The sequence below is a fragment of the Burkholderia sp. AU17457 genome (genome assembly GCF_002223255.1).
Lineage (GTDB): Bacteria > Pseudomonadota > Gammaproteobacteria > Burkholderiales > Burkholderiaceae > Burkholderia > Burkholderia sola.
Genome location: NZ_NKFB01000003.1, coordinates 80,341 through 99,681 on the forward strand (window position 1 = coordinate 80,341; position 19,341 = coordinate 99,681).

At 67.9% G+C, this 19,341-nt stretch carries 18 protein-coding genes; 11 read left to right on the top strand and 7 right to left on the bottom strand.

Annotated features, from left to right (window positions below; genetic code table 11):
- Positions 1-44: 44 nt before the first annotated feature.
- The 6 genes from araG (at position 45) to CFB49_RS02735 (ending at position 6,729) form a co-directional block, all read left to right on the top strand.
- Positions 45-1,556 carry an L-arabinose ABC transporter ATP-binding protein AraG gene (gene araG / locus CFB49_RS02710; protein WP_089490656.1) on the top strand — a complete coding sequence of 504 codons (1,512 nt, stop codon included), beginning with the start codon at positions 45-47 and terminating at the stop codon, positions 1,554-1,556.
- 88 nt (positions 1,557-1,644) lie between these two features.
- Positions 1,645-2,661 (top strand): L-arabinose ABC transporter permease AraH, encoded by a 1,017-nt coding sequence (gene araH / locus CFB49_RS02715; protein WP_089434525.1) that lies wholly within the window; start codon positions 1,645-1,647, stop codon positions 2,659-2,661.
- Positions 2,662-2,683: 22 nt separating this feature from the next.
- The gene (locus CFB49_RS02720; protein ID WP_089490657.1) at positions 2,684-3,493 is read left to right on the top strand and encodes an SDR family NAD(P)-dependent oxidoreductase; all 810 of its coding nucleotides are present in this window, start codon (positions 2,684-2,686) and stop codon (positions 3,491-3,493) included.
- 49 nt (positions 3,494-3,542) lie between these two features.
- Positions 3,543-4,604 carry an aldose 1-epimerase gene (locus tag CFB49_RS02725; RefSeq protein WP_069616783.1) on the top strand — a complete coding sequence of 354 codons (1,062 nt, stop codon included), beginning with the start codon at positions 3,543-3,545 and terminating at the stop codon, positions 4,602-4,604.
- Between the two features lie 39 nt (positions 4,605-4,643).
- Entirely contained in the window at positions 4,644-5,471 is an 828-nt protein-coding gene (pyrF, locus tag CFB49_RS02730; protein ID WP_006483119.1) for an orotidine-5'-phosphate decarboxylase, read from the top strand.
- Between the two features lie 199 nt (positions 5,472-5,670).
- The gene (locus CFB49_RS02735) at positions 5,671-6,729 is read left to right on the top strand and encodes a phosphorylcholine phosphatase (RefSeq protein ID WP_089434527.1); all 1,059 of its coding nucleotides are present in this window, start codon (positions 5,671-5,673) and stop codon (positions 6,727-6,729) included.
- Positions 6,730-6,766: 37 nt separating this feature from the next.
- Here the strand turns inward: CFB49_RS02735 and CFB49_RS02740 are convergent, their stop codons facing one another.
- The 3 genes from CFB49_RS02740 to thiL are packed head-to-tail and all read right to left on the bottom strand — an operon-like array spanning position 6,767 to position 8,832.
- A complete protein-coding gene (locus tag CFB49_RS02740) occupies positions 6,767-7,267 on the bottom strand; it encodes a CinA family protein (RefSeq protein WP_069616781.1) in 501 nt (166 codons plus the stop codon).
- 31 nt (positions 7,268-7,298) lie between these two features.
- Positions 7,299-7,844: a phosphatidylglycerophosphatase A family protein gene (locus tag CFB49_RS02745; protein ID WP_089434528.1), complete on the bottom strand. Its 546-nt coding sequence runs from the start codon at positions 7,842-7,844 to the stop codon at positions 7,299-7,301.
- Positions 7,834-8,832, bottom strand: coding sequence for a thiamine-phosphate kinase (gene thiL / locus CFB49_RS02750; protein ID WP_089490658.1), 999 nt, complete (start codon positions 8,830-8,832; stop codon positions 7,834-7,836). The genes CFB49_RS02745 and thiL overlap by 11 nt, the downstream gene beginning before the upstream one ends.
- Before the next feature lie 134 nt (positions 8,833-8,966).
- Between thiL and CFB49_RS02760 the strand changes: the two genes are divergently transcribed.
- From CFB49_RS02760 to CFB49_RS02770, 3 genes are all read left to right on the top strand, one after another.
- A complete protein-coding gene (locus CFB49_RS02760) occupies positions 8,967-11,309 on the top strand; it encodes an NADP-dependent malic enzyme (protein WP_282983324.1) in 2,343 nt (780 codons plus the stop codon).
- Between the two features lie 376 nt (positions 11,310-11,685).
- A complete protein-coding gene (locus CFB49_RS02765; protein ID WP_031398890.1) occupies positions 11,686-12,117 on the top strand; it encodes a ribonuclease domain-containing protein in 432 nt (143 codons plus the stop codon).
- 16 nt (positions 12,118-12,133) lie between these two features.
- Entirely contained in the window at positions 12,134-12,697 is a 564-nt protein-coding gene (locus CFB49_RS02770) for a barstar family protein (RefSeq protein ID WP_006476945.1), read from the top strand.
- Between the two features lie 115 nt (positions 12,698-12,812).
- Here the strand turns inward: CFB49_RS02770 and CFB49_RS02775 are convergent, their stop codons facing one another.
- The 3 genes from CFB49_RS02775 to speE all read right to left on the bottom strand — a co-directional run bounded on the left by CFB49_RS02775 (position 12,813) and on the right by speE (position 14,959).
- Entirely contained in the window at positions 12,813-13,580 is a 768-nt protein-coding gene (locus tag CFB49_RS02775) for a 16S rRNA (uracil(1498)-N(3))-methyltransferase (protein ID WP_089491403.1), read from the bottom strand.
- 17 nt (positions 13,581-13,597) lie between these two features.
- The gene (locus CFB49_RS02780) at positions 13,598-14,014 is read right to left on the bottom strand and encodes a VOC family protein (RefSeq protein WP_069616776.1); all 417 of its coding nucleotides are present in this window, start codon (positions 14,012-14,014) and stop codon (positions 13,598-13,600) included.
- 87 nt (positions 14,015-14,101) lie between these two features.
- The gene (speE, locus tag CFB49_RS02785; protein ID WP_069616775.1) at positions 14,102-14,959 is read right to left on the bottom strand and encodes a polyamine aminopropyltransferase; all 858 of its coding nucleotides are present in this window, start codon (positions 14,957-14,959) and stop codon (positions 14,102-14,104) included.
- A gap of 215 nt (positions 14,960-15,174) precedes the next feature.
- Between speE and tkt the strand changes: the two genes are divergently transcribed.
- Both tkt and gap read left to right on the top strand, forming a co-directional pair.
- Entirely contained in the window at positions 15,175-17,247 is a 2,073-nt protein-coding gene (tkt, locus tag CFB49_RS02790; protein ID WP_069616774.1) for a transketolase, read from the top strand.
- Between the two features lie 86 nt (positions 17,248-17,333).
- Positions 17,334-18,344 carry a type I glyceraldehyde-3-phosphate dehydrogenase gene (gap, locus tag CFB49_RS02795; RefSeq protein ID WP_006476940.1) on the top strand — a complete coding sequence of 337 codons (1,011 nt, stop codon included), beginning with the start codon at positions 17,334-17,336 and terminating at the stop codon, positions 18,342-18,344.
- 77 nt (positions 18,345-18,421) lie between these two features.
- Here the strand turns inward: gap and CFB49_RS02800 are convergent, their stop codons facing one another.
- Positions 18,422-19,312 (bottom strand): LysR family transcriptional regulator, encoded by an 891-nt coding sequence (locus tag CFB49_RS02800; RefSeq protein ID WP_089490659.1) that lies wholly within the window; start codon positions 19,310-19,312, stop codon positions 18,422-18,424.
- Positions 19,313-19,341: the final 29 nt, after the last annotated feature.

Here is a 19,341-nt window from a genome sequence, read left to right on the forward strand (position 1 = left end):
ACGCGGCGGCCGGCGGTCGATGGATCTGGAAGTGGGGAGACGACGTGTCAGCGGCACTGCGTTTTGACAATATCGGCAAGGTATTTCCCGGCGTGCGCGCACTCGACGGCATTTCGTTCGACGTGCATGCAGGCGAGGTGCATGGCCTGATGGGCGAGAACGGCGCGGGCAAGTCGACGCTGTTGAAGATTCTCGGCGGCGAATACCAGCCCGATGCGGGCAGCGTGCTGGTCGACGGCCAGCCCGTGCAGTTCGCGAATGCGGCCGCGTCGATCGCGGCCGGCATCGCGGTGATTCACCAGGAGTTGCAGTACGTGCCCGACCTGACGGTCGCGGAGAACCTGTTGCTCGGCCGCCTGCCGAATGCGTTCGGGTGGGTCAGGAAGCGCGAGGCGAAGCGTTACGTGCGCGAGCGGCTCGCCGAGATGGGCGTGGACCTCGATCCCGACGCGCGGCTCGGGCGGCTGTCGATCGCGCAGCGGCAGATGGTCGAGATCTGCAAGGCGCTGATGCGCAATGCGCGCGTGATCGCGCTCGACGAACCGACGAGTTCGCTGTCGCATCGCGAGACGGAAGTGCTGTTCAAGCTGGTCGACGATCTGCGCGCGCAAGGCCGCGCGCTGATCTACATCTCGCACCGGATGGACGAGATCTACCGGCTGTGCGATGCATGCACGATCTTTCGCGACGGGCGCAAGATCGCGTCGCACGAAGCGCTGGCCGACGTGCCGCGCGAGCGGCTCGTCGCCGAAATGGTCGGGCGCGAGATCGCGGACATCTACCATTACGCGCCGCGCGCGCTCGGCGACGTGCGGTTCTCCGCCGAAGGCGTCGACGGCCCGGCATTGCGCGAACCCGCCAGCTTCTCGGTGCGCGCGGGCGAGATCGTCGGCTTCTTCGGGCTCGTCGGCGCGGGCCGCAGCGAGCTGATGCGGCTCGTGTACGGCGCGGACCGCCGGCGCGGGGGCGTGCTGACGCTCGACGGCAAGCGCATCGACGTGAAGCGCACCGGCGACGCGATCCGTCACGGCATCGTGCTGTGCCCCGAGGACCGCAAGGAAGAAGGGATCATCGCGATCGCGTCGGTCGCGGAGAACATCAACATCAGCTGCCGCCGCCATTCGCTGCGCGCGGGGCTCTTCATCAACGGCAAGACCGAAAGCGAAACGGCCGATCGCTTCATCCAGCGGCTGAAGATCAAGACGCCGAACCGGCGGCAGAAGATCCGCTTCCTGTCGGGCGGCAACCAGCAGAAGGCGATCCTGTCGCGCTGGCTCGCGGAGCCCGACCTGAAGGTCGTGATCCTCGACGAGCCGACGCGCGGGATCGACGTCGGCGCGAAGCACGAGATCTACGACGTGATCTACCGGCTCGCGGAGCGCGGCTGCGCGATCGTGATGGTGTCGTCGGAACTGCCGGAAGTGCTCGGCGTGTCCGACCGCATCGTCGTGATGCGCGAAGGCCGGATCGCCGGCGAGCTGCCGCGCGCCGAGGCGAACGAGCACGCGGTGCTGAACCTCGCGCTGCCGCAGACGAGCGCGGTCGAGGCGGCCTGACGCGGCCGGCTACGTCCGGACAAGCCCGGGACATTCGAATCGAACACGCGCGGCGCGGGCCGCGCGATGCAGGAGCAGGAGACACATCATGCAAGCCAACGAAAACCTTGCCAGCGCCGCCGTGAAGCCGTCGGCCGACGCGCTGGTGCCACAGCAGAGCGACCGCCAGAAGTGGTGGCAGCATCTGACCGAATACAGCCTGATCGCGATCTTCGCGGTGATGTTCATCACGATGTCGCTGACCGTCGATCACTTCTTCTCGATCGACAACATGCTCGGCCTCGCGCTGTCGATCTCGCAGATCGGCATGGTCGCGTGCACGATGATGTTCTGTCTCGCGTCGCGCGACTTCGACCTGTCGATCGGCTCGACCGTCGCGTTCTCGGGCGTGCTGTGCGCGATGGTGCTGAACGCGACCGACAACACGTTCGTCGCGATCGTCGCCGCGGTCGCGGCCGGCGCCGCGATCGGCTTCGTGAACGGCGCGGTGATCGCGTACCTGCGGATCAACGCGCTGATCACCACGCTCGCGACGATGGAAATCGTGCGCGGGCTCGGCTTCATCGTGTCGAAGGGGCAGGCGGTCGGCGTGTCGTCGGATACGTTCATCGCGCTCGGCGGACTGTCGATGTTCGGCGTGTCGCTGCCGATCTGGGTCACGCTGCTGTGCTTCATCGGGTTCGGCGTGCTGCTGAACCAGACCGTCTATGGCCGCAACACGCTCGCGATCGGCGGCAACCCGGAAGCATCGCGGCTCGCGGGGATCAACGTCGAACGCACGCGCGTATACATTTTCCTGATCCAGGGCGCGGTGACCGCGCTCGCGGGTGTGATCCTCGCGTCGCGCATCACGTCGGGCCAGCCGAACGCCGCGCAGGGCTTCGAGCTGAACGTGATCTCCGCGTGCGTGCTCGGCGGCGTGTCGCTGATGGGCGGCCGCGCGACCATCTCGGGCGTCGTGATCGGCGTGCTGATCATGGGCACCGTCGAGAACGTGATGAACCTGCTGAACATCGACGCGTTCTACCAGTACCTGGTGCGCGGCGCGATCCTGCTCGCGGCCGTGTTGCTCGACCAGCTGAAGAATCGCGGCGTACGCGACTGACGAATCCACGGAGACGATCCGCATGACCATCGACACATCAGTGCAGGGCACGCACACGGCGGCGAGCGACGCGCGCTTCGCGCGCTACCCGAGCCTCGAGGATCGCGCGGTGCTGATCACGGGCGGCGCGACCGGCATCGGCGCGTCGTTCGTCGAGCACTTCGCCGAACAGGGCGCGCGCGTCGCGTTCGTCGACCTCGACGCGGCGGCCGGCGCCGCGCTGGCCGAACGCCTCGCGCACGTGCGTCATGCGCCGCTGTTCCTGTCCTGCGACCTGACCGACGTCGACGCGCTGCGCGGCGCGATCGACGCGATCCGCGCGCGCATCGGCGCGATCGCGGTGCTCGTGAACAACGCGGCGAACGACGCACGCCATGCGATCGGCGACGTGACGCCCGCGTCGTTCGACGCGGGCATCGCGGTGAACCTGCGCCACCAGTTCTTCGCCGCGCAGGCGGTGATCGACGACATGAAGCGCCAGGGCGGCGGCGCGATCATCAATCTCGGGTCGATCAGCTGGATGCTGAAGAACGGCGGCTATCCCGTCTACGTGATGGCGAAGGCGGCCGTGCAGGGCCTGACGCGCGGCCTCGCGCGCGATCTCGGCCCGTTCGGCATCCGCGTGAATTCGCTGGTGCCCGGCTGGGTGATGACCGACAAGCAGCGCCGGCTGTGGCTCGACGACGCGGGCCGCGCGGCGATCAAGGCCGGCCAGTGCATCGACGCCGAACTGCTGCCCGCCGACCTCGCGCGGATGGCGCTGTTTCTCGCGGCCGACGACAGCCGGATGATCACCGCGCAGGACGTGATCGTCGACGGCGGCTGGGCCTGACCGCTCGCACGACCTGCATCGTTTCTTCGACGAAGGAAAGGAGCTCACCATGACCGCCACGTCCTCGCGCGCATCGTCGTCCGCCAGCCAGTCGCGCCGCGCGCGCCTGGCGGCCGCCGCCCAGCCGGTCAGCCCCGGCCCGCAGACGGCCGTGTTCGCGCAGGGCGTCGGCGCCGCGCCCGCGGCGGTCGTCACGCTGTCGAACGCGTCGCTGCGGCTCGACGTGCTGCCGCACCTCGGCGGCGGCATCGCGCGCTTCGACTGGCGCGGCGACAACGGCGTGCTGATGCCGGTGTTCCGCCGTTGCGAACACCCGGAGACGGCGACGGACCCGAACGAGCTCGCGTGCTATCCGCTGCTGCCGTACTCGAACCGGATCGGCGACGGACGCTTCGAATGCGACGGGCGCAAGGTCGCGGTGCCGCGCAACCGCCGCGACGAGCCGCTGCCGATCCACGGCGACGGCTGGCTCGCGCCGTGGCAGGTGGACGAGGCGACCGACACGTCGCTGCAACTGTCGCTCGACCGCGCCGCCGGCGCGCCGTACGCGTTCCGCGCGATCCAGTCGTTCGAACTCGACGACGCGACGCTGTCGATCGCGCTGACGATCGAGAACGCGGGCCGCGCGCGGCTGCCGTTCGGGCTCGGCGTGCATCCGTTCCTCGTGCGCGATGCGGTGACGGAGCTGGCCGCGGCGGCGGGCGGGCTGTGGCTGTCGGGCGCCGATTTCCTGCCGGTGCGGCACGTCAGCGTGCCGCCGGCCTGGCAGTTCGGGGTCGCGTATCCGCTGCCGGCCGCGCTCGTCAATCACGCGTTCACCGGCTGGGGCGGCCACGCGACGGTGAGCTGGCCGCGCCGCCGGCTGTCGCTGACCGTCGCGGCCGACGCCGACGCGTACGTGCTCTATACGCCGCCGGGCGAGGATTTCTTCTGCTTCGAGCCGGTCGATCATCCGATCAATGCGGTGAACCTGCCGGGCGGCGCGACCGCGCACGGAATGACGCTGCTCGCGCCCGGCGAGCGGCTCACGCGGCGTTTCGCGTTTACCGTCGGGCGCACCGATGCGCGCAGCAATGCCGCGACGCGCGGGGGACGCCGGCGACACGGGTAAAATACGCGGTCTACCAACGGTTTGCCGCGAGTACCCGCCATGTCTTCCCCGCTTACTTTCATTGAATCGCTGCGCGCCGCGTGGCAGCGCACGAATTCGCTGCTGTGCGTCGGCCTCGATCCCGAGCCGTCGCGCTTTCCCGTGCAGTTCGACGGCCAGCCCGACGCGATCTTCGAATTCTGCAGGCAGATCGTCGACGCGACCGCGCCGTACGCGAGCGCGTTCAAGCCGCAGATCGCGTACTTCGCCGCGCATCGCGCGGAAGACCAGCTCGAGCGGCTGATCGCGCATATCCATCTCCAGCATCCGGGGCTGCCCGTGATCCTCGACGCGAAGCGCGGCGACATCGGCAGCACGGCCGAGCAGTACGCGCGCGAAGCGTTCGAGCGCTATCGCGCGGACGCCGTCACGGTGAACCCGTACATGGGCTACGACTCGGTCGAGCCGTACTTCGAGCATGAAGGCAAGGGCGTGATCGTGCTGTGCCGCACGTCGAACCCGGGCGGCTCGGACCTGCAGTTCCTCGATACGAACGGGCGGCCGCTGTACCAGGTCGTCGCCGATCTCGCGGCGAACAAGTGGAATGCGAAGAACGGCCAGCTCGGCCTCGTGGTCGGCGCGACGTTCCCGAAGGAAATCGAGATCGTGCGCGGGATCGTCGGCGACATGCCGCTCTTGATCCCGGGCATCGGCGCACAGGGCGGCGACGTGCAGGCGACCGTCAACGCGGGCCGCACGGCCGACGGCACGGGGATGATGATCAACTCGTCGCGCGCGATCCTGTACGCGAGCAAAGGCGAGGATTTCGCCGAAGCCGCGGCGCTCGCCGCGCAGAAGACGCGCGACACGATCAACGCGCATCGCTGAAATACGGGCCGCCCACCCCGGGCGGCCTTCGATCGCCGCGCCCGCGTCCGCGGGCCGCGCGCCTTTGTCGCGTGGTCGCCGTTCTGGCGCACGCGAACAATTTCCCGTCGCTTCCGTACCGCACGTGCGCAATTTAGTCGCGCCATGCTGCCGTTTGTCATCGATTCGTCACAAAAATGTCAAGAAAAGGAGCGACGCCATGCCCAAGCTGTCCCGCCGTCTTCTGAGCGCGTTCGCCGCGTCGCTGTGCATGACGTTCGCCCATGCGGCCGACCTGTCGCACTGGCCCGCCGACAGCGCGAAGGCGCTGAACGCGATGATCGCCGCGCACGCGAACCGCGGCGACTACGCGGTGTTCGACGCCGACAACACGACCTACCGCTACGACCTCGAGGAAGCGCTGCTGCCGTATCTCGAGAACCGCGGCGTGCTGACGCGCGATTCGCTCGACCCGTCGCTGAAGCTGATCCCGTTCAAGGATTCCGCCGACTACAAGGAATCGCTGACGAGCTACTACTACCGGCTGTGCGAGATCGACGATCTGGTCTGCTATCCGTGGATCGCGCAGGCGTTCGCCGGGCAGTCGCTCGCCGACCTGAAGCGCCACATCGACGCGATGCTCGCCGACGGCAAGCCGATCCCGATCCGCTACTGGCAGGGCGACAAGGTCGTCGACGGCACGGTGAACCCGCCGCGCTTCTTTCGCGGAATGCAGGAGCTGTACAACGCGCTGCGCGAGAACGGCATCGACGTCTACGTGATGACGGCCGCGCACGAGGAACTCGCGCGGCTCGTGCTGGCCGACCCGAAGTACGGCTACAACGTGAAGCCGCAGAACGTGATCGGCGTGACGACGCTGCTGCGCAACCCGGCGACCGGCGCGCTGACGACGTCGCGGCTGCAGATCAAGGCCGGCAAGTACGACGAGGCCGCGAACCGCAATCTCGTGATCACGCCGTTCCTGATGAACCCGATGACGTGGTACGAGGGCAAGCTCGGTTCGATCGTCGGCTGGATCGACCAGTGGAAGAAGCCGGTGCTCGTCGCGGGCGACACGCCGACGTCCGACGGCTACATGCTGCTGAACGCGACCGACGTCGCGCGCGGCGGCGTGCGCGTGTGGGTCAACAAGAAGGACAAGCAGATGACGCAGATCCGCGCGTGGTCGGACGAATCGGCCGCGAAGCAGAAGGCGCTCGGGCTGCCGGTGACGGCGGACAAGAACTGGATCGTCGTGAAGCCCGACGCGATTCAGTAAGCGAGCAGGAAGGGCGCGGCACGCGCGCCCGGCCCGATCAGCGTTCGCGTTCGTCGAGCAGCTTCAGCAGCCCGCGCAGCGCATGCGCGGCCGCCTGCGTGCGGATCTGTTCGCGGTCGCCCTTGAACACCAGCGTTTCGACGTCGGTATGCAGCCGGTTGCTCCAGCCGAACGACACGGTGCCGACCGGCTTCTTCTCGCTGCCGCCGCCCGGGCCCGCGATGCCGGTGACGGACAGCGCGACCTGCGCGCGGCTGTTGCGCAGCGCGCCTTCGGCCATCGCGCGCGCGACGGGTTCGCTGACCGCGCCGTGCTTGTCGATCAGGTCGGACGGCACGCCGATCATCTCGATCTTGGCCTGGTTCGAGTACGTGACGAAGCCGCGCTCGAACCACTGGCTGCTGCCGGAAATGTCGGTGATCGCCGCGGCGATCATGCCGCCGGTGCAGGATTCGGCGGTGGCGAGCGTCAGGTGCTCGTCACGCAGCTTGTTGCCTGCGCGGATCGCAAGCTGATGGACGACGGAATCGGTTGGCATGCGCGTCGGGGAACGGAAGTCGGGAAATCGGTCAGCCGGCGACCGAGCGCCACAGCGCGATCACCAGCAGCGTCATGAACGCGGCGACGAGGTCGTCGACCATGATGCCGAGCCCGCCTTTCAGGCGGCGGTCGAAGTAGCGGATCGGCGGCGGCTTCAGCATGTCGAAGAAGCGGAACGCGACGAACGCCCACAGCTGGCCGACGAAGGTCGCGGGCGTGACGAACAGCATCACGAGCCAGATCGCGACGATCTCGTCCCAGACGACGGCGCCCGGATCGGACACGCCGGCCTTCTTCGCGGTGAAACCGGTGATCCAGGTGCCCGCCACGAAGCCGACGGCGATCAGCGCCCACCATTCGGGCACCGTCAGGTAGCGATTGAGCACGACGAACGTGAGCCAGCCGAACAGCGAGCCGAACGTGCCGGGCATGATCGGCGCGAGCCCGCTGCCGAAGCCGAGCGACACGATATGCGCAGGGTGCGACAGCATGAAGCGGGCCGTCGTGCGGGTCGGCGCGGGCGGCGCGGCGCCGGGCTCGGCCGCGGCGTGCGCGGGCGTCGGATCAGTCTGCATGGAAGTGGTCGAAACCGTGCAACGTGAGAGCGAGGGGCGCGCCGGCGGCGTCGCGCCACGCGATGGCGGGTTGCGCCGACGGCGCGGACAACGCGTGTATTGTACCGATTCGCGTGACCGGCACGCCGGCCGTGGCGCCCGCCGCTTCGACCGCCGCGCGGGCCGCCACCGGCGCCGTGAAGCACAGTTCGTAGTCGTCGCCGCCGGCCAGCGTGCAGCGGCGCTGCACGTCGGCCGGCAGCGTCGCGACCGCGGCCGAGCGCGGCACCGCGTCGGCGTCGATCTCGGCGCGCACGTTCGAGCGCGTCAGGATGTGCTGGAGATCGCCGGCGAGGCCGTCGGAGAGATCGAGCGCCGCGTGCGCGACGCCCGCGAGCGCGAGCCCCAGCGCGACGCGCGGCTCCGGACGCTCGAGCGCGCGCCGGAATGCGGCGGCCTCATCCACGCCGGCCGTCCATTCGCCGCGAGCGACGCCGAGCCCCGCGCGCGCATCGCCGAGCGTGCCGGACACCCACACGTCGTCGCCTTCGCGCGCGGCATCGCGCCGCAGCGCCGCGTCGGGCGCGACTTCGCCGAACACGGTCACGCACAGGTTCAGCGGCCCGCTCGTCGTGTCGCCGCCGATCAGTTCGCAGCCGTATCGCTCGGCCAGCGCGAACAGGCCGTTGCTGAACGCCTCGAGCCACGCCGCGTCGGCGCGCGGCAGCGCGCATGCGAGCGTGAAGGCGCGCGGCGCGGCGCCCATCGCGGCGAGGTCCGACAGATTGACCGCGAGCGTCTTGTGGCCGAGCGCGTCCGGCGCGACATCCGGGAAGAAGTGGCGGCCCTCCACCAGCATGTCCGTCGAAATGGCCAGCAATTTCCCGGATCGGGGCGCGATCAGCGCGCAATCGTCGCCGATGCCGAGCGTCGACGCGCGGGCGCCCTGCGCGGCGCGGCGCGTGAAGAAGCGTTCGATCAGCGAGAACTCGGAGAGGGCGGCTGGCACGGCGGGCGATCCGAAACGATTGAAGGAACGGCATTGTACGAGGCGGGCGGCGGCGCTTCTGCACCATCCAGACCATTTTTGTCGCGGCCGTCGCACCCGAATCGCCGGTCTGGCGGCTAATGATTGGCGCTACAATGCCGTCGAACAGTTATTCTAATCCGCCCGTCAAGAGACACATGTCCACCCAAGCCTCCTCCAAAGCCAAGCTCCGCGAAGCCGCGCTCGACTATCACGAATTTCCGACCCCCGGCAAAATCGCGATCGCCCCGACCAAGCAGATGATCAACCAGCGCGACCTCGCGCTCGCGTATTCGCCGGGCGTGGCGTTCGCGTGCGAGGAGATCGTCGAGAATCCGCTGAACGCGGCGCGCTTCACCGCGCGTAGCAACCTGGTCGGCGTCGTGACGAACGGCACGGCGGTGCTCGGTCTCGGCAACATCGGCCCGCTCGCGTCGAAGCCGGTGATGGAAGGCAAGGCCGTGCTGTTCAAGAAGTTCGCGGGCATCGACGTGTTCGACATCGAGCTGAACGAGTCGGACCCGCACAAGCTCGTCGACGTGATCGCCGCGCTGGAGCCCACCTTCGGCGGGATCAACCTCGAAGACATCAAGGCGCCGGACTGCTTCATCGTCGAGCGCGAAGCGCGCAAGCGGATGAAGATCCCGGTGTTCCACGACGACCAGCACGGCACCGCGATCGTCGTGGCCGCGGCCGTCACGAACGGCCTGAAGGTCGTCGGCAAGGACATCAAGAAGGTCAAGCTCGTGGCGTCCGGCGCGGGCGCGGCCGCGCTCGCGTGTCTCGACCTGCTGGTCGACATCGGCCTGCCGCTCGAGAACATCACGGTGACCGACCTGGCCGGCGTGGTCTACAAGGGCCGCACCGAGCTGATGGATCCGGACAAGGAGCGTTTCGCGCGCGAAACCGACGCCCGCACGCTGGCCGAAGTGATCGACGGCGCGGACATCTTCCTCGGCCTGTCGGCCGCGGGCGTGCTGAAGCAGGAGATGGTGAAGGGCATGGCCGAGCGCCCGCTGATCCTCGCGCTCGCGAACCCGACGCCGGAAATCCTGCCGGAACTCGCGCTCGAAGTGCGCCCGGACGCGGTGCTGGCGACCGGCCGCACCGACTACCCGAATCAGGTCAATAACGTCCTGTGTTTCCCGTTCATCTTCCGCGGCGCGCTCGACGTCGGCGCGACGACGATCACGCGTGAAATGGAGATCGCGGCCGTCAATGCGATCGCCGAACTCGCGCAGCACGAGCAGAGCGACATCGTCGCGACCGCGTACGGTATCCAGGATCTGTCGTTCGGGCCCGAATACCTGATTCCGAAGCCGTTCGATCCGCGCCTGATCGTGAAGATCGCGCCGGCCGTCGCGCAGGCCGCGATGGACGGCGGCGTCGCGACGCGCCCGATCGAGGACATGGAGGCGTACCGCGTCCATCTGCAGCAGTTCGTGTATCACAGCGGCACGACGATGAAGCCGATCTTCCAGATCGCGCGCGCCGCGCCGGAAGAGAAGAAGCGCGTCGTGTTCGCGGAAGGCGAAGAAGAGCGCGTGTTGCGCGCCGTTCAGATCATCGTCGACGAAAAACTCGCGAAGCCGATCCTGATCGGCCGCCCGTCGGTGATCGAGCATCGTATCCAGCGCTACGGCCTGCGCCTCACGCCCGGCACCGATTTCACGGTCGTCAACACTGAGCACGACGAGCGCTACCGCGACTTCTGGCAGACGTACCACAAGATGATGGCGCGCAAGGGCATCAGCGAGCAGCTCGCGCGCGTCGAAATGCGTCGCCGCACGACGCTGATCGGCTCGATGCTGGTGAAGAAGGGCGAAGCGGACGGGATGATCTGCGGCACGATCAGCACCACGCACCGCCACCTGCACTTCATCGACCAGGTGATCGGCAAGCGTCCGGGCTGCAGCGTGTACGCGGCGATGAACGGCCTCGTGCTGCCGGGCCGCCAGATCTTCCTCGTCGATACGCACGTGAACGTCGATCCGACCCCGGAGGAGCTGGCCGAGATCACGATCATGGCCGCGGAAGAAGTGCGCCGCTTCGGCATCGAACCGAAGGTCGCGCTGCTGTCGCATTCGAATTTCGGCACGAGCAATGCCCCTTCGGCGAAGAAGATGCGCGATACGCTCGCGATCCTGCAGGAAACCGCGCCGGAGCTGAAGGTGGACGGCGAAATGCACGGCGACGTCGCGCTCGATGCGGCGTTGCGCAAGGAAATCCTGCCGGAATCGACGCTCGAAGGCGACGCGAACCTGCTGATCCTGCCGAACATCGACGCCGCGAACATCGCATACAACCTGCTGAAGACGGCCGCGGGCAACAACATCGCGATCGGGCCGATCCTGTTGGGCGCCGCGGAGCCGGTGCACGTGCTGACCGAATCGGCGACCGTTCGTCGCATCGTCAACATGGCGGCGCTGCTGGTCGCCGACGTCAACGCCGCGCGCTGAGCCGAAACAACCTCGCGGTGCCGGTCGCCCCGGCGCCGTGGGTCGGGCGAAATGTAAACAAAGGCAAAAAGAGGCGTGCCCGCAATGGGCACGCCGCGGGCAGGGCGCAACCGCGCTTCCCATAAGCAACAGCAGCATCGCTCCACCCCGGGTAATAGAGTGCGGCAAGGAGGCAGGGTCTTGCCATACGAGCGATGCCGCCCACATTTTATCTCATGTAAGATAAATGTAGTGTAATTTCGGTAAGAAATACGGAATAACGGGTGTCGCGGGGCTTTCGATTCCCAAACGGACATTGATTCGCGCGGCCAATAACGCTACGCTAACGCCTTTGTTGGTCGTCAACTACTTGATTTAACAGCGGGAACCCTGGTTCATGGCACGCAAGTGGCTCCGCAACGGCGCGCTCGCGTCCGTCTTCGCGATGTTCGCGATGGGTATCGTCGGCACGCCGACGGGCAGTCTGGTTTCCGCCGCTTACGCACGGGAGGCCGTTCCGGCCGACGTGGCCGCGAGCGGGCTCGATACGATCCCGACCGCCCGTCTTCCGCGCGAGGCCGTGACCACGCTGGGCCTGATCGGCGCCGGCGGCCCCTATCCGTACGAGAAAGACGGCGTGGTGTTCGGCAATCGCGAGCGGATCCTGCCGAAGGCGAAGCGCGGCTACTACCATGAGTACACGGTGCCGACGCCGCGTGCGCGCAATCGCGGCGCGCGCCGGATCGTCTGTGGCGGGCCGTTGCGCCGGATCGACAACTGTTATTACACGGGCGACCACTACAACAGTTTTAAACGTATTGTTGAATGACTTCGGGACGAATGGCATGAGCGACTCCATCTACGCGCACGATACGGCGGCGGCGGAACTGTTCGCGGCCGGCGACGGCAATCTGTTTCAGCGTGTGATTCAGCTGCACGCGGCGGCGCAGGCCGGCGGCACGCCGGAGCAACAGGAAGCCGAGCCCGGGCTTTCATCGAACGAGGAGCCTATGAGCCTTTTCACGACCGTGCGACCCAATCTCGTGCAGTCGATCCGCGCGTTCCGCGTGCAGGATCTCGCCGACGAAGCCGGTCGGCTCGGCCAGCATTTCCTGTATGCGTATTGCGGCGCCGCGCAGTCGAAGCAGGAAGTCATGGAAACGATCGCGACCTCGTTCCTGTTTCCGAAGCATTTCGGGAAGAACTACGACGCGCTGTACGACTGCCTCACCGACCTGGTCGCGAAGGCCGGCGCGCAGCCCGGCTTCGTGATCGTCCTGGAAGGGCTGCCGATCGCGCAGAAATTCGACAAGGAAGGGCGCGAAACGCTGCTCGACGTGTTCCGCGAGGCGGCCGAATTCTGGGCCGAGCGCAAGGTCGCGTTCCGCGTGTTCTACTCGTTCGCGTAAGCGCACGGTCGGCCCGCGCGGCCGCTTCGGTGATTCGGCAACAAGCCCGCTTCGAGCGGGCTTTTTTGCGTGTGCGATTCGCGCTCGGCTGCATGGCGCGACGCGCTGACGCGCTTTACCACCCGCCCCAGCGCGCCGCCAGCGCCGCGAGCACGGCCGCGCCGGCCGTCTCGGTGCGCAGCACACGCGGCCCGAGCGACAGCGCGGTGAACCCGCGTGCGCGGGCCGCATTTTCCTCGTCGGGCGACAGCCCGCCTTCGGGCCCGATCAGCAGCGTGACGGCCGCCGCGGGCGGCGCGTCGGGCAGCGACGCGAACGGGATGCTCGCGCGCGGGGACAGCAGCAGCCGCAGTTCGCCGTCGGCCGGCGCGGCCGGCAGCGCATCGAGCCACGCGTTGAACCCGGCGACCGGCACGACGTCGGGCACGCGGTTGCGTCCGCATTGCTCGCACGACGCGCGCACGACGCCGCGCCAGTGCGCGACGCGCTTGTCCGCCCGTTCGCCGGACAGCTTCACGACCCCGCGCGCGGTCGACAGCGGTACGACCGCCGCGACGCCGAGCTCGACGGCCTTCTCGATCACCCAGTCCATCTTGTCGCCGCCGGCGATCCCCTGCGCGAGCGTCACGCGATAGGGCGGCTCGGCCTCGACGGGCTCGAACGTATCGATCTGCGCGAGCGCGCTGCGCTTGTCGAGCTCGACGAGTCGTGCGCGGTACTGGCCGCCCGTGCCGTCGAACAACGCGAGCACGTCGCCCGGCTGCAGGCGCAGCACCTGCACGTGGCGCGCGACGTCGGCCGGCAAGGCGAGCGTGGCGTCGGCGCGCAGCGCGGCGTCGACGAAAAAGCGCGGCACGGCCGCGGTGGTGGTGGCTTCATTCATGCGTGTGGCGGTTTCGGTCATGCGTCGAGACGGCACCCGAGCGCCCAGCGGTAGCCGTCGAGATCCTCGATCTGCGCGAACCGGTCGCCCCAGAACTGGTCCTGCGGCGCGCTCAGCGATTTCGCGCCCGCATCGAGCGCGCGCTGCCAGGTGGCGTCGACGTCGTCGACATACAGATAGAACGATTGCGGCGCGGTGGCGTTCGCGCGCTTCGGCGTGAGCGCGGGCGAACCGAACGCGCCTTCGGGCGCGAACATCACGATCAGCTGGCCGCGATAGGCCATCTCGACGTGCATGATCGCGCCGTCCTCGTCGTGCACGTCGCGTACGGTGAAGCCGAATGCGGCCTTGAAGAACTCGATGGCCGCGCGCGCGTTGCGTACGGCCAGGTAGGGCGTCAACCAAGGCACGTTGGCCGGACGTGGATCGGTCATGAAAATCTCCTGTTGCACGGTGTCGGCGCGTCGGCGCCTGCGCCGGTCTCATGCTGGAACAATGGAACGTTGCGGCCGTCCGGATGTTCAGCGGCGAACGCCCAGTGTATCGCGCAGCGCGCGCGGCAGGGTAAAGAGGGACGCATGCAGCCGCGCATCGTAATAGCGCAAGCCCCCGACGCGGCGGGCCGCGAGCCGGTCGTCGACGTCGTGCGCGAACAGCGCGGCCGCATCGAGCGTGTCGCTCGCGATCGCCATCAGCCACTGCGAGCCGTACAGCGGCACGTGCGCGGACAGCAGATCGACGACCGCGAAGCTCGCGCGCAGGTCGTCGAGCAGCGCGGCGATGCGCGCGGCATGGAACACCGGCGAGCCGAGATGCATCGAGATCGCGCCGCAGCGCGTGAGGATCCGCTTGAGCCGCGCGTAGAACGCACGCGTATAGAGGCCGGCCGCCGGCGAATCGGGCGGCGTGAGGTCGAACACGACGAGATCGAAATGTTCGACCGTCGATTCGACGAAATGCGCGGCGTCGCCGATCACGACCTCGACGCGCGGGTCGTCGAGCGCGCCCTGGTGCACGTCGTCGAGATAGCGGCGCGCCATCCCGACCACCTCGTCGTCGAGTTCGGCGATCACGATCCGCTCGATGCACGCGTGCTTGAGCAACTGGCGGGCGGCGCCGCCGTCGCCGCCGCCGAGCACGAGCGCCTTCCTCGGGCACGGATGCGCGAGCGCGGCCGGGTGCGTCATGCACTCGTGATAGACGAACTCGTCGCCGACCGACGTCATCGGCCGGCCGTCCAGCGTGAACAGCCGGCCGAGCTGCGGCGTTTCCCAGACCTCGATCTGCTGGTGCGCGGATGCGACGTGCGCGAGCCGCCGCGCATTCGGGAAGCCGTAGGTGGCGTCGGGCGTCGGGTGAAAGAGAAGGGTGGTGCTCACGGGCGGGCCGCTGGGGCAGGGAGTTCCGACGCCTGAATTATAGGAGGCGGGCGGTTCGACGGAAAACCGTGCCGGAACACTATGCGCCGACAAGGGAAATGTCGGCCCATCTGTTAAAATGACGAGCTTTGCAGCCCCGTCCGTTGGCTCCGTCCGCTTCGCGTCCGTCAGGCGCCGCACCGCGCGCCGGGAACGATTGACGCTCGAGCTTCCGGATGCCGCCGTGCCCCCGTTTCCTCGACTCGTTCTCCGGACTCGACATGACGACTTCGTCTCCCGCCTCCACCACCCTGATGGCCAACGCGATCCGTGCGCTCGCGATGGACGCCGTCCAGCAAGCGAACTCCGGCCACCCCGGCATGCCGATGGGCATGGCCGAAATCGGCGTCGCGCTGTGGTCGCGCCATCTGAAGCACAACCCGACGAACCCGCACTGGGCCGACCGCGACCGTTTCGTGCTGTCGAACGGTCATGGCTCGATGCTGCTGTACTCGCTGCTGCACCTGACCGGCTACGACCTGCCGATCGAAGAGCTGAAGAACTTCCGCCAGCTGCACTCGAAGACGCCGGGCCACCCGGAATACGGGATCACGCCGGGCGTCGAGACGACCACCGGCCCGCTCGGCCAGGGTCTCGCGAACGCGGTCGGCATGGCGCTCGGCGAAGCGCTGATGGCCGACGAGTTCAACCGTGACGGCGCGAAGATCGTCGATCACCACACGTACGTGTTCCTCGGCGACGGCTGCCTGATGGAAGGCATCTCGCACGAAGCCTGCTCGCTCGCGGGCACGCTGAAGCTGAACAAGCTGATCGCGCTGTACGACGACAACGGCATCTCGATCGACGGCGACGTCGTGAACTGGTTCCACGACGACACGCCGAAGCGCTTCGAAGCGTACGGCTGGAACGTGATCCCGAACGTGAACGGCCACGACGTCGACGCGGTCGACGCAGCCATCGCGAAGGCGAAGCTGTCGGACAAGCCGACGCTGATCTGCTGCAAGACGGTGATCGGCAAGGGCGCGGCCACGAAGGCCGGCGGCCACGACGTGCACGGCGCGGCGCTCGGCGCGGAAGAAATCGCGAAGACGCGCGCGGCGCTCGGCTGGACCTGGGAGCCGTTCGTGATTCCGCAGGAAGTCTATGCGGCATGGGACGCGAAGGAAGCCGGCAAGCGCGCGGAGTCCGAATGGGACGCGACGTTCGCCGCCTATCGCGCGAAGTTCCCGGCAGAAGCCGCCGAATTCGAGCGCCGGATGGCCAACAAGCTGCCGGCCGACTGGGCCGAGAAGGCTGCCGCTATCATCGCCGGCGCGAACGAGCGCGCCGAGACGGTCGCGACCCGCAAGGCGTCGCAGCAGGCGATCGAAGGGCTCGCCGCCGCGCTGCCCGAGCTGCTCGGCGGCTCGGCCGACCTGACCGGCTCGAACCTGACCAACTGGAAGGCGTCGAAGGCGGTGCGCGCGAATCCGGAAGGCGCGGGCGTGCTGCTCGGCAACCACATCAACTACGGCGTGCGCGAATTCGGCATGAGCGCCGCGATCAACGGCCTCGCGCTGCACGGCGGCCACAAGCCGTTCGGCGGCACGTTCCTGACGTTCTCCGACTACAGCCGCAACGCGCTGCGCGTGGCCGCGCTGATGAAGGTGCCGTCGATCTTCGTGTTCACGCACGATTCGATCGGCCTCGGCGAAGACGGCCCGACGCACCAGTCGATCGAGCACGTGTCGAGCCTGCGCCTGATCCCGAACCACGACGTCTGGCGTCCGGCGGACACGGTCGAGACGGCCGTCGCGTGGACCCACGCGGTCGCCGCCGACCGCCCGTCGAGCCTGATCTTCAGCCGCCAGAACCTCGCGTTCAACCCGCGTACCGATGCGCAGATCGCCAACATCGAGAAGGGCGGTTACGTGCTGAAGGACTGGGATGAAGAGATCGTCGCGCGCAAGATCATCCTGATCGCGACGGGCTCGGAAGTCGAACTCGCGATGAAGGCCGTCGAGCCGCTCGCGCAGCAGGGCATCGCGGCGCGCGTCGTGTCGATGCCGTCGACCAACGTGTTCGACCGCCAGGACGCCGAATACCGCGAACGCGTGCTGCCGCACGGCGTGCGCCGCGTCGCGATCGAAGCGGGCGTGACGAGCTTCTGGCACAAGTACGTCGGCCTCGAAGGCGGCGTCGTCGGGATCGACACGTTCGGCGAATCGGCGCCGGCCGGCGTGCTGTTCAAGTACTTCGGCTTCACCGTCGAACACGTCGTCGAGACGGCCAAGGCCGTGCTGGCCTAAAAGCATGTGCGGCGCGCGCCACCCGTTGCGCGCGTCGCCCCGTGAAGCTGCACGAAACGAATTTTTTCAGCCATCAGGAGATAACCATGACGATTCGCGTCGCAATCAACGGCTACGGCCGTATCGGCCGCAACACGCTGCGCGCGTTCTATGAAAACGGCAAGAAGCACGATCTCGAGATCGTCGCGATCAACGACCTGGGCGATGCGAAGACCAACGCGCACCTGACCCAGTACGACACCGCGCACGGCAAGTTCCCGGGCGAAGTGTCGGTCGACGGCGACTACCTCGTCGTGAACGGCGACAAGATCCGCGTGCTGGCGAACCGCAACCCGGCCGAACTGCCGTGGGGCGAGCTGGGCGTCGACGTCGTGATGGAGTGCACGGGCTTCTTCACGACGAAGGAAAAGGCGAGCGCGCACCTGAAGGGCGGCGCGAAGAAGGTGATCATCTCGGCGCCGGGCGGCAAGGACGTCGACGCGACGATCGTCTACGGCGTGAACCACGACGTGCTGAAGGCCGAGCACACGGTCATCTCGAACGCATCGTGCACGACGAACTGCCTCGCGCCGCTCGTCAAGCCGCTGAACGACAAGATCGGCCTCGAAACCGGCCTGATGACGACGATCCACGCGTACACGAACGACCAGGTGCTGACGGACGTCTATCACGAAGACCTGCGCCGCGCGCGTTCGGCCACGCACAGCCAGATCCCGACGAAGACGGGTGCCGCATCGGCCGTCGGCCTCGTGCTGCCGGAACTGAACGGCAAGCTCGACGGCTACGCGATCCGCGTCCCGACGATCAACGTGTCGATCGTCGACCTGTCGTTCATCGCGAAGCGCGACACGACGGTCGAGGAAGTCAACGCGATCATGAAGGAAGCATCGGAAGGCGCGCTGAAGGGCATCCTCGGCTACAACGACGCGCCGCTGGTGTCGATCGACTTCAACCACAACCCGGCTTCGTCGACGTTCGACGCGACGCTGACCAAGGTGTCGGGCCGCCTCGTGAAGGTGTCGAGCTGGTACGACAACGAGTGGGGCTTCTCGAACCGCATGCTCGATACGGCAATCGCATTCGCGAACGCGAAGTAATCGTGCACGTCGCGCGGCCGCCGGAAGGCGGCCGGCGTGGCGAACGAACCCGGCCCGGGGTTTCCCGGCCGGGTTTTTTATTGCCCGGCGTTCGCCGTCACGTGCTCGATCGCATCGACGAAAGCCCGCTTCAGCGGGCTGTCGAGATCGGTCCACGCGAGCCCGATGCCGCTGCGGTGACCGGCCAGATCGAGCGGCCGCGCGAGCACGTTCGGCGGCAGCGCGCTCGCCGCCTGCGCCGGGATCAGCCCGATCCCCATTCCCGCCGCGACGAGCGCGAGCATCGTCGTGAACTCGCCGAACTCCTGCGCGATCTCGAGCGTCGTGCCTGCGCGGCTCAGCGCGAGCAGCATGTCGTCGTGAAAGCCCGGCGCGTAGCGGCGCGCGAGCACGAACGTGGGGTGGCCGCGCAGGTCGGCCGGCGCGATCGTGTCGCGCGCGGCGAGCGGATGCTCGAGCGGCAGTGCGACGACGAACCCTTCCTCGAGCACCACGCGCGTGTCGATACCCGGATACGCGGCCGGCAGCCGGACCATCCCGAAGTCGATCCGCCGGTCGTGCAGCGCGGCGATCTGGTCGGGCGTCGGCATGTCCTTCAGTTCGAGCGCGATCAGCGGATAGCGCTCGCGCATCGTGCGCAGCACCGCCGGCAGCAGCGCCGGCAAGACCGACGACACGAACGCGATCCGCAGCGTACCGATTTCGCCGCGGCTCGACAGCCGCGCCACCTGTTCCGCGCGCGCAGCTTGCTGCAGCGTCGCCCGCGCTTCGGGCAGGAACACGCGCCCGGTGTCGCTCAGCTCGACCTTGTGCCGGTCGCGCTCGAACAGGCGCGCGCCGAGTTCCGCCTCGAGCGCCTTGATCTGCATGCTCAGCGCGGGCTGCACGATGCACAGGCGCTGCGCGGCGCGCCCGAAATGCAGCTCTTCCGCGAGCGTGACGAAGGCGCGCAATTGCTTGAGTTCCATGGGCGGGGGCATCAACGAAGACGGTAATC

Excerpts from the sequence above, each read along its gene's own strand:
- araH (WP_089434525.1), top strand. The coding sequence starts at position 1,645 with ATGCAAGCCAACGAAAACCTTGCCAGCGCCGCCGTGAAGCCGTCGGCC.
- CFB49_RS02720 (WP_089490657.1), top strand. The coding sequence starts at position 2,684 with ATGACCATCGACACATCAGTGCAGGGCACGCACACGGCGGCGAGCGAC.
- CFB49_RS02725 (WP_069616783.1), top strand. The coding sequence starts at position 3,543 with ATGACCGCCACGTCCTCGCGCGCATCGTCGTCCGCCAGCCAGTCGCGC.
- pyrF (WP_006483119.1), top strand. The coding sequence starts at position 4,644 with ATGTCTTCCCCGCTTACTTTCATTGAATCGCTGCGCGCCGCGTGGCAG.
- CFB49_RS02735 (WP_089434527.1), top strand. The coding sequence starts at position 5,671 with ATGCCCAAGCTGTCCCGCCGTCTTCTGAGCGCGTTCGCCGCGTCGCTG.
- CFB49_RS02740 (WP_069616781.1), bottom strand. The coding sequence starts at position 7,267 with ATGCCAACCGATTCCGTCGTCCATCAGCTTGCGATCCGCGCAGGCAAC.
- CFB49_RS02745 (WP_089434528.1), bottom strand. The coding sequence starts at position 7,844 with ATGCAGACTGATCCGACGCCCGCGCACGCCGCGGCCGAGCCCGGCGCC.
- CFB49_RS02760 (WP_282983324.1), top strand. The coding sequence starts at position 8,967 with ATGCCGTCGAACAGTTATTCTAATCCGCCCGTCAAGAGACACATGTCC.
- CFB49_RS02765 (WP_031398890.1), top strand. The coding sequence starts at position 11,686 with ATGGCACGCAAGTGGCTCCGCAACGGCGCGCTCGCGTCCGTCTTCGCG.
- CFB49_RS02770 (WP_006476945.1), top strand. The coding sequence starts at position 12,134 with ATGAGCGACTCCATCTACGCGCACGATACGGCGGCGGCGGAACTGTTC.
- CFB49_RS02775 (WP_089491403.1), bottom strand. The coding sequence starts at position 13,580 with ATGAATGAAGCCACCACCACCGCGGCCGTGCCGCGCTTTTTCGTCGAC.
- CFB49_RS02780 (WP_069616776.1), bottom strand. The coding sequence starts at position 14,014 with ATGACCGATCCACGTCCGGCCAACGTGCCTTGGTTGACGCCCTACCTG.
- tkt (WP_069616774.1), top strand. The coding sequence starts at position 15,175 with ATGCCGCCGTGCCCCCGTTTCCTCGACTCGTTCTCCGGACTCGACATG.
- gap (WP_006476940.1), top strand. The coding sequence starts at position 17,334 with ATGACGATTCGCGTCGCAATCAACGGCTACGGCCGTATCGGCCGCAAC.
- CFB49_RS02800 (WP_089490659.1), bottom strand. The coding sequence starts at position 19,312 with ATGGAACTCAAGCAATTGCGCGCCTTCGTCACGCTCGCGGAAGAGCTG.